The 14,653-nt window shown below is 54.8% G+C and carries 14 protein-coding genes and 3 tRNA genes; 5 read left to right on the top strand and 12 right to left on the bottom strand.

Translation table 11 applies throughout. The features are described from left to right. Positions 1-187 precede the first annotated feature (187 nt). Complete coding sequence (locus FW756_RS05965; protein ID WP_446429258.1) at positions 188-340, top strand: hypothetical protein; 153 nt, start codon at positions 188-190, stop codon at positions 338-340. Further along, positions 340-1,260, top strand: coding sequence for a dihydrodipicolinate synthase family protein (locus FW756_RS05970; protein ID WP_446429259.1), 921 nt, complete (start codon positions 340-342; stop codon positions 1,258-1,260). The genes FW756_RS05965 and FW756_RS05970 overlap by 1 nt, the downstream gene beginning before the upstream one ends. Positions 1,261-1,342: 82 nt before the next feature. Here FW756_RS05970 and FW756_RS05975 read toward each other — a convergent pair. The 12 genes from FW756_RS05975 to dnaA form a co-directional block, all read right to left on the bottom strand. Continuing rightward, a tRNA-Ala gene (locus FW756_RS05975) sits at positions 1,343-1,415 on the bottom strand. A 152-nt stretch (positions 1,416-1,567) separates the two neighbouring features. Continuing rightward, positions 1,568-1,640, bottom strand: a tRNA-Ala gene (locus FW756_RS05980). 113 nt (positions 1,641-1,753) lie between these two features. Next, entirely contained in the window at positions 1,754-2,293 is a 540-nt protein-coding gene (locus tag FW756_RS05985) for a hypothetical protein (RefSeq protein ID WP_446429260.1), read from the bottom strand. Positions 2,294-2,304: 11 nt separating this feature from the next. After that, positions 2,305-2,871, bottom strand: coding sequence for a matrixin family metalloprotease (locus tag FW756_RS05990; RefSeq protein WP_446429261.1), 567 nt, complete (start codon positions 2,869-2,871; stop codon positions 2,305-2,307). A 417-nt stretch (positions 2,872-3,288) separates the two neighbouring features. Further along, positions 3,289-3,365 (bottom strand) — tRNA-Ile (locus tag FW756_RS05995). 69 nt (positions 3,366-3,434) lie between these two features. Then, a complete protein-coding gene (locus FW756_RS06000; protein WP_446429262.1) occupies positions 3,435-3,842 on the bottom strand; it encodes a DUF3566 domain-containing protein in 408 nt (135 codons plus the stop codon). Beyond that, complete coding sequence (gyrA, locus tag FW756_RS06005) at positions 3,835-6,372, bottom strand: DNA gyrase subunit A (protein ID WP_446429655.1); 2,538 nt, start codon at positions 6,370-6,372, stop codon at positions 3,835-3,837. Before gyrA ends, FW756_RS06000 begins: the two co-directional genes overlap by 8 nt. Positions 6,373-6,397: 25 nt before the next feature. Then, positions 6,398-8,386, bottom strand: coding sequence for a DNA topoisomerase (ATP-hydrolyzing) subunit B (gyrB, locus tag FW756_RS06010; protein WP_446429263.1), 1,989 nt, complete (start codon positions 8,384-8,386; stop codon positions 6,398-6,400). A gap of 353 nt (positions 8,387-8,739) precedes the next feature. Then, positions 8,740-9,234, bottom strand: coding sequence for a DUF721 domain-containing protein (locus FW756_RS06015; RefSeq protein ID WP_446429264.1), 495 nt, complete (start codon positions 9,232-9,234; stop codon positions 8,740-8,742). Continuing rightward, on the bottom strand, positions 9,234-10,430 hold the full coding sequence (recF, locus tag FW756_RS06020) for a DNA replication/repair protein RecF (protein WP_446429265.1): 1,197 nt from the start codon (positions 10,428-10,430) through the stop codon (positions 9,234-9,236). Before recF ends, FW756_RS06015 begins: the two co-directional genes overlap by 1 nt. 9 nt (positions 10,431-10,439) lie before the next feature. Further along, complete coding sequence (dnaN, locus tag FW756_RS06025) at positions 10,440-11,582, bottom strand: DNA polymerase III subunit beta (protein WP_446429266.1); 1,143 nt, start codon at positions 11,580-11,582, stop codon at positions 10,440-10,442. A 398-nt stretch (positions 11,583-11,980) separates the two neighbouring features. Then, positions 11,981-13,402, bottom strand: a complete 1,422-nt coding sequence (gene dnaA / locus FW756_RS06030) for a chromosomal replication initiator protein DnaA (RefSeq protein ID WP_446429656.1) — start codon at positions 13,400-13,402, stop codon at positions 11,981-11,983. 399 nt (positions 13,403-13,801) lie between these two features. Between dnaA and rpmH the strand changes: the two genes are divergently transcribed. From rpmH to yidD, 3 genes are read left to right on the top strand one after another with little or no spacing between them, the layout of a single operon-like run. Next, positions 13,802-13,939: a 50S ribosomal protein L34 gene (gene rpmH / locus FW756_RS06035; RefSeq protein ID WP_188024794.1), complete on the top strand. Its 138-nt coding sequence runs from the start codon at positions 13,802-13,804 to the stop codon at positions 13,937-13,939. Between the two features lie 21 nt (positions 13,940-13,960). Beyond that, entirely contained in the window at positions 13,961-14,341 is a 381-nt protein-coding gene (gene rnpA, locus FW756_RS06040) for a ribonuclease P protein component (RefSeq protein WP_446429267.1), read from the top strand. A 17-nt stretch (positions 14,342-14,358) separates the two neighbouring features. After that, positions 14,359-14,652 carry a membrane protein insertion efficiency factor YidD gene (yidD, locus tag FW756_RS06045; RefSeq protein WP_446429657.1) on the top strand — a complete coding sequence of 98 codons (294 nt, stop codon included), beginning with the start codon at positions 14,359-14,361 and terminating at the stop codon, positions 14,650-14,652. Position 14,653: the final 1 nt, after the last annotated feature.

Consider the following 14,653-nt stretch of genomic DNA (forward strand, 5'->3'; position numbering starts at 1 on the left):
GCGCAGGCAGCGTTGTAGCCCACTACCCAGAAACCATAATTCGGGGTTTCCCTACCTTTTGTGGCCCCTTCCAATCTCTCGCAGCATTCCTTACGATGTTTCCCGTGAAACAATGGGGCGGATCCGCGCCCATGCGCATCGGCCCTACCGGTCGCGCATTGCCCTGACCGCCTGCGAGAATTGGGCAATGTCGACGAAGCCAAGATTCAGTTCAACCTTCATCTTTGAGGTCGGCAACCTCACCGATGAATTTCATCACATCGATAGCGAGATTGCTCAGCGTGCACGGGAGATTCCGGGTTTCCTCGGTCTCGATCATGCCCCGGTAGAGGAGGCATAATGTCGCTCTTCACCGGCCTGAGTGGTTTCCCGCTCACTCCCCTTCGCGCGGATCGAGTTGATGAGGTCGCATTCGCCAACATCATTCACCGGCTCGTTGCTTCTCGGATCGACTCGATCACTGCACTTGGCTCTACCGGGTCGTACGCATATTTCTCTGCCCAGGAACGCGAGCGAGTCACTCAGCTTGCCGTTGAGAACGCGGGCGATACACCGGTCTTCATCGGTGTCGGAGCGCTACGCACGAGCCACATGCTCGAGAACATACGAGTGGCTGAACGCGCCGGAGCATCGGCAGTACTCGTCGCCCCGGTGAGCTATCAACCGCTCACCGCGGACGAGGTTTTCGACCTGTTTCGAGCAGCAACTGAGTGTTCGCCACTTCCGGTCATCGTCTACGACAACCCTCGCACGACTCACTTCACCTTCGATCTTGACCTCTATGCGCGGATCGCAGCACTCCCAGGAATTGCCTCCATCAAGATTCCCGGTGCTCCCGCAGATGTGAAGCTTGCGCGTGATCACATTGCGCGGATTCGCGCGGTGATTCCGGCACACGTCACTATCGGTGTCTCTGGCGACCAAGTCGCTGCAACCGGGCTCAGCGCCGGATGCGATGCTTGGTACTCGGTGCTCGGCGGCACACTCCCCCAGCAGGCACTCTCCCTTACACATGCGGCACAGGCGGTCTTCGCAGGTGCCGCCGGGAGCGCGGATCTGCTGAGCTCAGCGTCTGAACGACTCACGCCGCTCTTTGAGCTGTTCACAGAGTTCGGTGGGAGTCTTCGTGTGATTGCCGCGGTTGCAGAGCAACTCGGGTACGCAGAACAGCGATGTCTACCACTCCCGGTGCAAGGGTTGAGTGAGGCGGATCGAGTTCGCGTCGCCCAGGCGCTTCGGGTGCTTGGCTACGAGCACTAGCTGAGGTCGAGTGGGTTTCTGGGCAAGTAGTCACGAACCACATAACGAAAGAACCCCACCTCGATGAGGTGGGGTTCAACTGTGGATCCTGCGAGAATCGAACTCGCGACCTCCTGCTTGCAAAGCAGGCGCTCTACCAATTGAGCTAAGGACCCGTTGTCTGCTCGGAATCTCTCCGTGCGAACCAGTTAACTATATCCCAGAAATTTGGAGAGTAAAAATCGTACTTCCGCGGGCGTTTCGCTGGCACTCGCCATCTCCTCAACACAACGAAAGAACCCCACCTCGATGAGGTGGGGTTCAACTGTGGATCCTGCGAGAATCGAACTCGCGACCTCCTGCTTGCAAAGCAGGCGCTCTACCAATTGAGCTAAGGACCCGTTATCTGAGCGAGTATGACCCGTTCCGACTCATGAAACTATAGCCGCTTTTGGTACGTGTATGCAAAACCGCGACACGCCGGGAGCCATTTCAGGCTCCCGGCTGTGCAGTTTTACTCAGTCGAAAGAACCGCGGTAACGTCCTCGACACGAAGCTCAGCAGGAAGCTCCGGTGAATCATGATCGAGTTTTGTGAAACGGCCAGTTGCCTCCTGTTCGTATGCCCCTGCGTACACGCCGGTAACGACATACTTTCCGGTCGAGTCCCCTGGTTGGACCTCATACTCACTCAGGAAAAGCAGATTCGTCGCACCAGGAACAAGTGCCCCCTCTGCTTTGGGAGTCCCGATTCCAGACACTACGACGCTCTGAACTTCGCTTCCTTTGAGCGTTGCGCTCGGATGCACGACTCGTTCAGTAAATGAGAACCCATTGAGCTCTGTAACCGTGAACTCTTCGCTCACATCAGCGACGACAATTAGATCGCTCGCGACAACGAGCTCCTCGACAGTTTCGTAGCTCTCGACTCGACTGACCTCATAGCTCTCGTTGACATCCTCGTCCTGAGAGCTAGAATCCGGTGTGCTGCAACTTGCAAGTCCGGTGAATACCAGTGCTGCCGCGCTCAGGACGGCGATTTTCTTTACGAACATTCGTCCCTCACTTAGTAGAGTTTGTTGATCCCAGCAATATCGTCCGCACGTGGTGTGGAGATCTTGCATTCCGCGAATCGCGCCTGGCTCGAGCCGTGCATCACAGACATGCTCGCACAAGGGCCCGTATTTCTGTGGGCGAGGCCGAGTGCATGCCCAATCTCGTGCGAGAACACCGATGTCTTCGCTGCGGTCACGTAGCTGTCGGTGTAGCTCGTATTGACCCAGGCATACGCTGTTGATGCCCAAGCTCCGCTCTTGCATCCTGGCGCACTCAACGACGTTGCCGATTTCATGATCCCGTCAAAGCCGGTCTTCCCAAAGTTTCCGCTCGCTAGTGTGAGATTCGCCCCTGAACTCACCTTCTTGAAGGTGACCTTCGTGCTGGCGTTCCACGCGGCTACCGCGCTCGTCGCGCTTGATCGATATGTGGCGTTCGACGTCGCGTCACTCCACAACACTGTGGTGTTTTTCATCTTGCAGCCTATGAGGTTGGCTGCTTCAGCCTCCGTCCCATTCACCAATGGAAACGAGAGCGCGAGTACGACCGCAAGAGCACCAATCAGAACTTTCTTCATGCTTTCCCCCCTTCGGTAAGCACACGACTTTGCGTACTTGAAAGCAACCTATGGGAGTTCACAAAGGTTCCGCAATGGACTTTATGTACAAGGCATTGTTTCACTATTGGTGCACCCGATGAACCGCGCCACCTATTGCAGGGTGTATCGGATGCAACGCGTCACGAGTGAACGTGCGAAATCGCTTTGTGGCCCGTAAAGGAACGGATCCCACTCTCAATGAGGGTCAGGCTAGAAACTCCGTCAGATGCGCCGCTCAGTCTCGGCATGCGTGTGGTTCGAGCCTAAGGTTCACTTCCCGCATTGCCAACTAGCCCCGTCGCGGGAGCAAGTACCGCACACTCCGCAAAGCTCGCAGACATGTAATGCCTGCAGAAACCACAAAAGGCAGTTGATTTCTCAACTGCCTTTTGTCTTTGGTGGGGCTACCAGGACTTGAACCTGGGACCTCTTCATTATCAGTGAAGCGCTCTAACCACCTGAGCTATAGCCCCGCAACCAAGAGTTAACTTTATACGGTCAATCCTTGGCCGGCAAAATCGACGACGCCGTTTCGGCGTGTCTTAGTTGCTAGTGAAACCGAGCTGGAAGCCGCCCACAACACGAACGATGAGGTTGTACAGCAGGGCCGCAATGGCGCCGAGAACCGTGCCAACAATGATGTTCAGCACACCAACGATGACCGAGAAGCCGAATACCTGCGCAAAGCCGAGGATGTTCAGCAGGCTGTACTCACCACCGGTGATGTCCATAAAGAGCTGGTTGATCTGCTCAAGAACGCCGGTCTGTACAAGCACGAAGTACACGAGAATCGTTGCGACGATGCTGACGACAGCAAGACATACCGAAACGAGGAACGAGAACTTCACTGCCGACCAGAAATCGACGTAAACGAGCTTCAGGCGAACCTGCTTGGTCGGGGCCTTCTTACGGCTCTTACTCGCGAGCTTGTCTGCGACTGTATTACTCATTCACGTTTTCCTTGTTCTCTGGGGTCTCAGATTCAGAATCTTCAGAGGTGCCCTCGTCGAGACCGCGCTCCGAATTCCGCGCGATCCCAATAATACGATCCTGTTCTGGGAACCGTGCAAACACGACGCCCATGGTGTTACGACCCTTAGCTGGTACTTCGTTCACATTTGAACGAACAACCTTACCGCTCGCGAGGACGACAAGTACTTCGTCGTCCTCCCCTACGATGAAGCCGCCAACGAGATCTCCACGGTCTTCATCAAGCTTTGCAACCTTAATGCCGTAGCCACCTCGCTGTTGCACTCGGTACTCATCTGATGCGGTCCGCTTCGCGTATCCACCTTCAGTGACGACAAAGACAAATCCCTGATCATCGGCCAAACGCGACGCAGCAAGCAACGAATCACCGTCACGGAAATTCATGCCCCGAACGCCACTCGTTGAACGGCCCATCGGGCGAAGCGCTTCATCTGTCGCAGTGAAGCGGATCGACATTCCATGCTTCGAGATCATCAGAATGTCATCTTCAGACTCTGCAATGAGAGCCGAAATGAGTTCGTCGCCCTCACGCAGCTTGATCGCAATGATGCCACCGGTACGGTTGGTGTCGTACTCAGCAAGGGCTGTCTTCTTTACCAGACCGTTACGGGTTGCAAGCAGCAGGTAGCCTGCGTCGCTGTAGTCCCGGATATCCAGAATCTGCGTGACCGTCTCATCGGGTGCAAGCGCAAGCAGGTTTGCAAGGTGCTGTCCCTTTGCGTCACGGCCGCCCTCTGCAAGCTCATAGGCCTTTGCACGATAGACACGGCCAGTGTTGGTGAAGAACAGCAGCCAATGATGCGTCGTCGTGACAAAGAAGTGCTCAACAATGTCGTCAGCGCGTAGCTGCGCGCCCTTCACACCCTTGCCGCCACGGTGCTGTGACCGATAGTTGTCGATGCGCGTACGCTTCACATAACCGCCACGGGTAACGGTAACGACCATCTCCTCTTCGGGGATAAGGTCTTCCATCGACATGTCACCGTCATAGCCGTGCAAGATTGTCGTACGGCGATCGTCGCCAAACTTCTGCACAACTTCGTCAAGCTCTGCAGCGATGATTGAGCGCTGCTCCTCGGGTGAAGCAAGGATGCCTTCGTAGTCCTTGATGAGTGCTTCAAGCTTCGCCGCAAGATCAAGAATCTTTTGACGTTCAAGAGCAGCCAGTCGTCGCAGCTGCAGTGCAAGAATTGCATCTGCCTGAATTTGATCAACATCGAGAAGGGCCATCAGGCCTTCTCGTGCTTCGTCTACCGTCGGTGAGCGACGAATCAGAGCAATGACCTCGTCCAAAGCGTCGAGGGCCTTGAGGTAGCCACGCTGAATGTGGGCTTCCGCTTCTGCCTTCTTCAGACGGTACTCGGTACGGCGAACAATGACCTCTACCTGGTGACGCACCCAGTAGGTAATAAATCCGTCAAGCGGCAGTGTGCGAGGCACACCGTCGACGATCGCCAGCATGTTTGCGCCGAAGTTCTCTTGCAGCTGCGTGTGCTTGTACAGGTTGTTGAGTACAACCTTCGCGATTGCATCGCGCTTGAGCACAATGACCAGACGCTGACCGGTGCGACCACTCGTCTCATCACGGATATCCGCAATGCCCTGGATCTTGCCTTCCTTCACAAGATCAGCGATTTTAATCGCGAGATTGTCGGGGTTTACCTGGTACGGAAGTTCAGTCACCACCAGGCACGTACGACCGTGAATTTCTTCGATTTCCACGACAGCGCGCATCGTGATGGATCCGCGTCCCGTCGTGTAGGCGTCACGAATGCCGCGAGTGCCGAGGATACGCGCGCCGGTCGGGAAATCGGGTCCCGACACACGTTCCATGAGCGCCTCGAGGAGCTCCTCCTTGGAAGCATCGGGGTTCTCGAGGTGCCATTTGGCCGCAGCAGCAACCTCACGCAGGTTATGCGGAGGAATGTTTGTTGCCATGCCGACCGCAATACCCACTGAGCCGTTAACCAGCAGATTTGGGAAGCGCGCGGTCAGAACTGTTGGTTCCTGGGTGCGACCATCGTAGTTGTCCTGGAAGTCGACGGTATCTTCGTCAATATCGCGCACCATTTCCATGGCGAGCGGAGACATTTTGGTCTCGGTGTAACGGTGAGCAGCTGCTCCATCGTTACCAGGCGAACCAAAGTTACCCTGACCGAGTGCGAGTGGGTACCGCATTGCCCACGGCTGTACGAGACGAACGAGCGAGTCGTATACGGCTGAGTCACCGTGTGGGTGGAACTGGCCCATGACGTCACCGATGACACGGGTACACTTCGAGAATGCCTTGTCTGGGCGGTAACCACCGTCATACATCGTGTAAATCACACGACGGTGAACAGGCTTCAAGCCATCCCGAACGTCGGGCAGTGCGCGGCCCACGATAACGCTCATCGCGTAATCGAGGTACGAGCGCTGCATCTCGACCTTTAGCTCGATCTGCTCGATGCGTCCCTTAGGCGAATTAGAGCCAACATTCTCGGTGCCCACGCTCTCGACCTCCGGGGTCTCGTTGTTAGATGTCAAGGAAACGCACATCCTTCGCGTTCTGCTGAATAAATCCACGACGTGCTTCAACGTCTTCGCCCATCAATGTGGCAAAGACTTCATCGGCAACTGCAGCGTCTTCCATGGTGACTTGGAGCAACGTACGAGTTTCTGGGTTCATGGTGGTTTCCCAGAGCTCTTCGTAGTTCATCTCGCCAAGACCCTTGTATCGCTGAACGCCACTCTCCTTCTGAAGACGCTTACCTGAGGCAGCACCAGCTTGCAGAGCTTCATCACGGGCTTCGTCACTGAAGACGTACTCGTGATCTGCGTTCGTCCACTTAATGCGGTACAGCGGCGGCTGCGCCAAGTACACGTAACCCATGTCAATGAGTGGCCGCATATAGCGGAAGAGCAACGTCAGCAGCAGGGTAGTGATGTGCTGACCATCGACATCAGCATCAGCCATCAGAACGATCTTGTGGTAGCGCGCCTTCTCTGCGTCGAAGTCCTCACCGATACCCGCTCCGAAAGCGGTGATCATCGCCTGGACTTCAGCGTTGTTGAGCGCACGGTCAAGACGTGCCTTCTCAACGTTCAGAATCTTGCCGCGGAGCGGAAGAATCGCCTGAGTTTCTGGGTTACGTCCGGTTTTCGCGGATCCACCTGCCGAGTCGCCCTCGACGATGAAAATTTCAGAAACGACAGGGTCTTTACTTGTGCAGTCGGACAGCTTACCCGGCATGCCGCCGGATTCAAGCAGTCCCTTGCGTCGCGCAGTCTCACGTGCCTTACGCGCAGCTATACGTGCTGTTGCTGCCTGGATTGCCTTGCGGATGATGTCCTTCGCAGGACCCGGATTTCGCTCAAACCAGTCACCAAGCTCAGTCGAAACAACCTTTTGTACGTAGGCCTTCGCTTCGGTATTACCAAGCTTTGTCTTCGTTTGTCCCTCAAACTGTGGCTCCCCCAGTTTGACTGAGATCACCGCGGTGAGTCCTTCTCGGACGTCATCGCCCGAGAGGTTGTCATCTTTCTCGCGGAGAATGTTCTTTTCGCGAGCATACTTATTGACGAGGGTGGTCAGTGCGGCGCGGAACCCCTCTTCGTGCGTGCCACCCTCATGCGTATTGATGGTGTTTGCGTAGGTGTAGACACTCTCCGAGTATGAGGTAGTCCACTGCATCGAAATCTCTGCGGCGATCTGTCGCTCAGCGTCTTCGGATTCGAAGGAAATGATGTCGTCATGTACCACCTCCGCACGCTTTGACGCGTTGAGGTGGCGCACGTAGTCTTCAATGCCGCGCTCATACATGAAACTGTCATGCTGGGGTGCTGGAGCAACAAGCTCACCAGCTTCGTTCTCAACAAGCTCTTGCGGTCGAAGGTCGGTCAGTTCGATACGCAGTCCCTTATTGAGGAACGCCATCTGCTGGAAACGGGTACGGAGCGTGTCATAGTCGAACTCGACCGTCTCAAAAATCTCTGAACTGGGCCAGAAACTGATTGTTGTACCGGTCTCTTCCGTCGCAACACCCTGTGCCAGCGGCGCATCGGGCACACTGTTGGTGAATGACATGTTCCACGTGAAACCCTGCCGTTTGACTGCGACGTCGAACCGAGTGGACAGCGCATTTACAACGGATGAACCCACGCCATGCAAGCCGCCGGAAACAGCGTAGCCACCTCCACCAAACTTGCCGCCGGCGTGCAACACGGTCAGAACGACTTCAACAGTAGAACGGCCCTCAGTGGGATGTTCGTCAACAGGAATGCCTCGACCATTGTCAATGACACGAACGCCACCGTCTTCAAGGATGGTGACAGAAATCGTGTCGCAGTATCCCGCAAGCGCTTCATCGACGGAATTATCTACGATCTCGTAGACCAGGTGATGCAAGCCGCGAGGACCGGTTGAGCCAATGTACATACCGGGCCGCTTACGAACTGCTTCAAGACCCTCGAGTACTTGGATGTTATCCGCGCCGTACTCTTGGGTTTGCTGTTCTGAACTCATGTTGCGTTACACACTCTCTGTGGATCGCCAGGCGACAGAATTGTCGCGGCACACTTCTGCACCCAAGTCTACCAATTTCCGGGCGAAACACGGCCATTTGCGTGCGTTCTGGAGGGTGTTTTACCGCATGGGTCCGCCACAATTCCAAGTTCCAAAGACCGGCACGCTCCGAAATGGTGCTGTACGCCGATTTGACGCTCAACAAATTCAGTGCGAATTCTCTTCTTGACGCACCACATCAGATGAAGACATGATCTGTTTCACGTGAAACAGATCATGGGAGCCTTCTGAACCGCTTCTCCGGAAACATGGAGGTCTTCCCCACTGAAAACAACAGAATCAATCTGGAAGAACTATCCGTAGGTGTCCCTAGGCCCACGACCGGGAACCACGCGACGTCCATGTCGCCAGGTAGGTGCGCCAGGCGCCATGAACTTAATGTCCCGAATTTCTGAATCAGGATAGTCAATCAAGATTCGAGTAACCAGTTCCGAACGAAGACGCCTCAACTCTGTAGCCCATGTAGTGGAATCGCATTGAACAAGAAGTACGCCATTCTCGATCCCCGTAACGGTGGTATGCGCAGCGGTTGACTCTCCTGCAAAATCAGGCCACTCGCTCACCAAACGCGCTTGATCCAGCTCGCCGCGCCAGCCCATGTCCTGAGAGATGTGTTCCAGTACATCACCTAGCGCTCGAGGATCACGCCCTTTGGAGAATGGGCGTGTGATTCCCTCCCCTTCTTGGGCCTTGAGCCGACGTCGGCGCATCGGGCGCCCTTTCCATACGGACTTCGCACGTAAGTATGCCTCGGCGGAGAAACCTGGGCTGCCTCCCCCGAGCACCATCAACGCTCCTCGATCAAGGAGCCGGAAACCACGCGAACCTCATTCCATTCAAGTCCTGAAGGAATGTCTTCACGAACAGCCGAAGTGACGATTACCTGCTCAAAATCACTCACTGCCAGCATGAGTCGCTCTCGTCGGCCTGCGTCTAGTTCCGCGAAGACATCGTCGAGAAGGATAACTGGATCCCCGGCGGAGGATTCCCTGCGAAGAACGTTTGCCAAACCTACTTTCAAGGCAAGAGCGAACGACCATGACTCACCATGGCTCGCGTATCCCTTCACTGGCAAGGAATTCAGCGACAGCAGAATGTCATCTCGATGCGGCCCAACCAAGGTCACTCCCCGATCAAGCTCACGTTGACGAACTATGGCAAGGGCTTCACGAAACTGTTGAGTGAGTGTTTCACGTGAAACAAGGCTGGCATCCGCACTCAGCAGATCGCTCGAGAGCGGCCGTTCTGTTTCACGTGAAACAGAACGGCTTTGTGCGAATTCCAGGACCTCGCCTACTGACTCGAACATGTGCATCGTTGGTGCATGATCATCGCCCACCAGCGAAGTATAAGCATCACGCATGGGTTCCAAGAGGTCAGTAACCAGATCGCGTCGTGCGAGCATGATACGCACCCCATGCTCGATCAACTGGTCATCCCAGACCGAGAGTGTGGATTCAACTGATGAAAGCGACTGGTGACGAGCAGATTTCAAGAGCGCCGTGCGCTGCTTCACGATCTTTTCATAGTCATTCAGGGCCCCACCAGCAATTGGTAAGCGAGCCGAGAGAGCATCATCTAAGAATCTGCGCCGTACGGATGGTTCTCCACGAACGATCGTAAGATCTTCAGGGGCGAATAGCACTGAGGAAAACCATCGAGTCAATTCTCGTGGACGTACGGAATTCCCGTTTAACTGTGCGCGATTTGCGCCCACTCGGTTGATCTGCGCTTCTAGAACGACGTCGCGATCCCCCGAGCTGACTTTCATGCGAGCAACTGCTGCTGGAAGGTCACCACGAACCATGGCAGCGTCGGAACTCACGCGATGGGAACGAAGCGTCGAGAAATAACCGACTGCTTCAACGAGATTCGTTTTGCCTTGACCGTTTTGGCCAAAGAGCAAGTTCGGTCCTGGCTTGAGCGGAAGCTCCGCAGAAGCATAGTTTCGAAAGTCCTTCAGCGACAGATGCGCAACGCGCAACGAAATCTCCTATCGAAGGAGCAGGTTCGGCTGCAACAGGTAACGGAAACTCTCGTCGTCAGCGTCATCCTTGCTTCGCTGACTGGTGATCAGAACGGGTCCGGGCTTGCCTGGATTATCTGTGCGAGTGAAGCCAATCCGCGCGAACTCGGCGTGCGTCGATCGCAGACCGTCAAGCAAGAATTGAGGCTTCAATGACACAATCATCTCGTCCCCGACCAAGTGTGCATCAACCGTTTCCTGAGCCTGTGCAGACTCGGTGCCGGCTGCTTCAAGTACGACAGTTCCTTCACTAAACGAAAAACGAAGAGCTGCTTCGCGTTCGAGAACAAGCCCAACGCGTCCGACAGCTTCGATCAGTTCGCTGGTGCTCATTACCGCGTAATTTGTGACCTGATCAGGGAAAAGACGCCCGACTGGTGGGTAGTTGCCCTTGATGAGTAGCGAAGTAACAGTCTTGTTTCCACCACTAAAGGCGATGAGCTCTCGTTCGCCGTCCTTGATGATGGAAAGACGGACCTGTCCTTCGCTTGAGAATGTCTTACCGACTTCGGTAACGATCTTCGCAGGGACGAGCGCCTGGTTCGGAACACTGTCGCTCTGCTGTTCCCAGTCAATTCCGCGAGTGGCCACACGATAGCGATCGGTCGCAGTCAGGGTGAGCACATTCTCGGTGATATCGAACAGCACACCAGTAATCACCGGAGTGACATCGTCCTTTGAGGCTGCGAGAGCTACTTGCGAGATAGCCTTGGCAAATTCATCTGCTGGAACTACGCCAGAAACAGTGTCCACAGAAGGAACCTGCGGGTATTCCTCGACCGGCATCGCAGGAAGACTAAACGAGGAAGATCCACACCGTACCTCAACGCGGCTCTCTACCAATGAGATTTCAACATCTGAATGTGGAAGTCGATTGGCAATCTCGCCGAGAAGACGTCCTGAGACCAGTGCTCGACCAGCCGAATTTACCTCAGCTGCGATTTCGGTTCGTGATGAGACTTCATAGTCAAAAGACGAGATCGTAAGGGACTGATTCTCAGCTTCCAAAAGAACACCGCTCAAGAGCGGTTGGGTTGGACGCTGTGGTAGTAGCTTCGCTGCAAACGAAACGGCATCGCTGAATACATCCCGATGGACCGTAAAACGCATGTTGCATCCCTTTCGAAGCTGAGGTGAAGGGCGTTCGCCCAGACTCACATATCTTTGCACATTCCTAGATTCTTGGCATTCGTGTCGAGCAGATCCGGACCGGTAAAGAGTGATGGAGTCTCGATGGAAGTTAACAAGATTCTGTAATCGTAATAGGCCTTGTGGAAACTGTGGATAACTTTCACGAAGCCAATCCACACAAGGGAACTACACGTTTGTGAGTTGTTCAATGATGTTGAATACCTGGACTTCCTTGTGATTCTGCGGAAGTCACAAAATTTCAGCAATCCACAAGATTGTCGCCAGAGTGCACAATTTTGTGAACTTGTCCACAGTTATCCACAGGCCCCGTGTTGAGAATTACAAGTTTTTTGTAAAAAGGCCGGGTGGCAGACGGATTATGAAGCGTTTTGCTTGATGCGTGTTGTGAGTTCTGTGACCTGGTTGTAGACCGACCGCCGCTCCGCGATGAGCTGTGTGATCTTCTTATGTGCGTACATCACAGTGGTGTGATCGCGGCCACCGAAAAGCTGGCCAATTTTTGGCAGGGAAAGTGGTGTCAGCTCCCGGCAGAGATACATGGCAATCTGTCGGGCGAGAGCGATCTGTTGAGCACGGGATGGCCCATACAAGTCGTCGACCGCGAGATCAAAGTAGTCTGCGGTTTGACTAATGATCGAAGAAGGTTGAACTTCGTTATCGGTATCGAGGGTGATCAAATCCTTGAGTACCGTGTGGACAAGGGCCATGTCGATGCGCTGTTGATTCAAACTTGCATAGGCAGTTACTCGGATGAGAGTGCCCTCGAGCTCACGAATGTTTGAGGAGAACTTGCTCGCGATGAATTCGAGGATGTTGTCGTCGACTTCAAGTCGTTCACGCTGAGCCTTCTTCCGCAAAATCGCGATTCGAGTCTCGAGATCCGGAACCTGAATGTCTGTGAGCAGTCCCCACTCGAATCGCGAAAGCATTCGCTCTTCAAATCCGCGAAGCTGTTTAGGCTGCACGTCACTGGTAATGACGACCTGCTTGTTGTGGTCATGCAGGGTATTGAACGTGTGGAAAAACGCTTCTTGAGTTTCAACTTTGTCTGCCAAGAACTGGATGTCATCAATCAGCAAGACATCAACGCTTCGGTAACGAGCGTGGAAAGCGGAGCCCTGGTTATTCGCGATGGAATTGATGAAGTCGTTCGTGAAGTCTTCGGAACTCACGTACTTCACCTGGATGTCAGGGAACAACTCGATTGCGTAATGACCGATCGCGTGGAGAAGGTGCGTCTTACCCAGCCCCGAATCGCCGTAGATGAACAGTGGGTTGTACGCGCGTGCGGGTGCTTCAGCGACGGCAACTGCTGCTGCATGTGCGAAGCGGTTCGACTGGCCGATAACGAAACTATCGAAACGATACTTCTCATTGAGACGAGGCGGCTCAGCCTGAGAACGGCTCTGTACGCGAACTGTGGGGGTTTCAACGGGCCTGTTGGATTCAGCAGGCCGCGCAGAATCGTTTCTGGAGGACGAAAACTCGGGAAAATCACTCGAAGAGGTGCCAGAAGTGGCGAAAGCGTTCTCCTGAATTGATTCTGGCTCAAGTACAGGCTGGGCATCTGCGTCAACGATGACGATGAAGCTCTGAATAGGTTCTGCGCCAGGAACCTCAGCGAGCGCCTCCATAATTGCGGGACGCAATCGGTTTTCAAGGAGCTTCAGGGTGAACTCGAGCTGTACTGCGAGATACAACGTTCCAGCCGCGAGTCCGCGGGGGAAGGCGAGAGCGAGCTGAGCTCCGACCGCGGGGCCAACCGCCGGGTTCGACATCACAATACGAGTGACTTCTTCCCAGATTTCGCTGAGTTCCGCGTCGTTCAATGCACACCTCTAGAAATCTGTGGACAAAAGTTATACCCAAGCATGCAGAGATATGTGAATAACTCAAAAAATCGCGCGGATATGCGGCAAAGTGCCGCTTTTTCCACGTTACCCACAGATTTGTCCACAGGCAAGTCCACAAAGGCGGGTTTACCTGAGAGACCGACTGAATGCACTCACATTGACGCAAGTTCAATTCCCGCGTAAAGTTAATACCTTGTATGGGCGCCCGCTCGCCTGATGTGCTGCGTAAGCGTGCGTCAGAACGACTGCTGAGCGCCTAGCATCCGACTTCCTCTTCGCCTGGAGCGCTAGGGGATCTGTTCCAAAAGTCACGGAGTTTGCATCATGACCAAGCGTACGTTCCAGCCCAACAACCGCCGCCGCGCAAAGAACCACGGTTTCCGTGCTCGCATGCGCACCCGCGCAGGCCGCGCAATCCTCGCGGCACGCCGCGGCAAGGGCCGCACGAAGCTCAGCGCGTAATTCTCGGAACCGGGGTGCGTCATGCCGTCACGGCAGCATCGCATTACTCGGGGAGATGAATATCGCCAGACCGTCAGGTCTGGACGCCGCGTGGGAGGTGCATTGTGCATCACCCACGCGGTTTGTCATTCTCAGGGGGCCGACCTGGAGCCCGAGAATTCAACTCCCGCGAGGTTTGGCTACATCGTTTCAAAGGCGGTGGGCAATTCTGTCATGCGTAATCGCATCCGGCGTCGCATGAAAACGATTTCTGAGCGTCTTATTCACGCAGGCCTCAGCGACGTTGACATCGTCTTCCGTGCGCTACCAGCAAGTGCTGAGGCCTCATTCGAAGAACTCGAAGAAGAGCTTCGTCGCGGCGTACAGAAGGCTATGCAACTCAAACCACGAAGCAGGCGATGATGATCCGCCGAATCGCGATGGAGTGCTGGTTACTCCCCCGGAATCTCGCGATCGCGATCATGAAGGTCTACCGAAAGGTGGTATCTCCACTCTATGGAGATGTCTGCAGGTATTACCCGTCCTGTTCCCGGTACTCTGTAGAGGCATACCAACAGCGTGGTTTCGTTTTTGGAATCATGCTGACGCTGTGGCGTCTGCTTAGGTGCAACCCCTGGAGCCCAGGCGGCATCGATGATGTTCGCCCACCCCGCCGCGTAACAACTGAACTTAATTCCAGCGGATTCGTCCGCCCGCTTGACCGAAAGGCCTGAT

The organism is Leucobacter sp. 1207-22, from assembly GCF_052850455.1.

What these genes read in the sequence shown, in the direction of transcription:
- FW756_RS05965 (WP_446429258.1), top strand. Translation starts at nt 188, where the DNA reads ATGTCGACGAAGCCAAGATTCAGTTCAACCTTCATCTTTGAGGTCGGC.
- FW756_RS05970 (WP_446429259.1), top strand. Translation starts at nt 340, where the DNA reads ATGTCGCTCTTCACCGGCCTGAGTGGTTTCCCGCTCACTCCCCTTCGC.
- FW756_RS05985 (WP_446429260.1), bottom strand. Translation starts at nt 2,293, where the DNA reads ATGTTCGTAAAGAAAATCGCCGTCCTGAGCGCGGCAGCACTGGTATTC.
- FW756_RS05990 (WP_446429261.1), bottom strand. Translation starts at nt 2,871, where the DNA reads ATGAAGAAAGTTCTGATTGGTGCTCTTGCGGTCGTACTCGCGCTCTCG.
- FW756_RS06000 (WP_446429262.1), bottom strand. Translation starts at nt 3,842, where the DNA reads ATGAGTAATACAGTCGCAGACAAGCTCGCGAGTAAGAGCCGTAAGAAG.
- gyrB (WP_446429263.1), bottom strand. Translation starts at nt 8,386, where the DNA reads ATGAGTTCAGAACAGCAAACCCAAGAGTACGGCGCGGATAACATCCAA.
- FW756_RS06015 (WP_446429264.1), bottom strand. Translation starts at nt 9,234, where the DNA reads ATGGTGCTCGGGGGAGGCAGCCCAGGTTTCTCCGCCGAGGCATACTTA.
- dnaN (WP_446429266.1), bottom strand. Translation starts at nt 11,582, where the DNA reads ATGCGTTTTACGGTCCATCGGGATGTATTCAGCGATGCCGTTTCGTTT.
- dnaA (WP_446429656.1), bottom strand. Translation starts at nt 13,402, where the DNA reads ATGTCGAACCCGGCGGTTGGCCCCGCGGTCGGAGCTCAGCTCGCTCTC.
- rpmH (WP_188024794.1), top strand. Translation starts at nt 13,802, where the DNA reads ATGACCAAGCGTACGTTCCAGCCCAACAACCGCCGCCGCGCAAAGAAC.
- rnpA (WP_446429267.1), top strand. Translation starts at nt 13,961, where the DNA reads ATGCCGTCACGGCAGCATCGCATTACTCGGGGAGATGAATATCGCCAG.
- yidD (WP_446429657.1), top strand. Translation starts at nt 14,359, where the DNA reads ATGGAGTGCTGGTTACTCCCCCGGAATCTCGCGATCGCGATCATGAAG.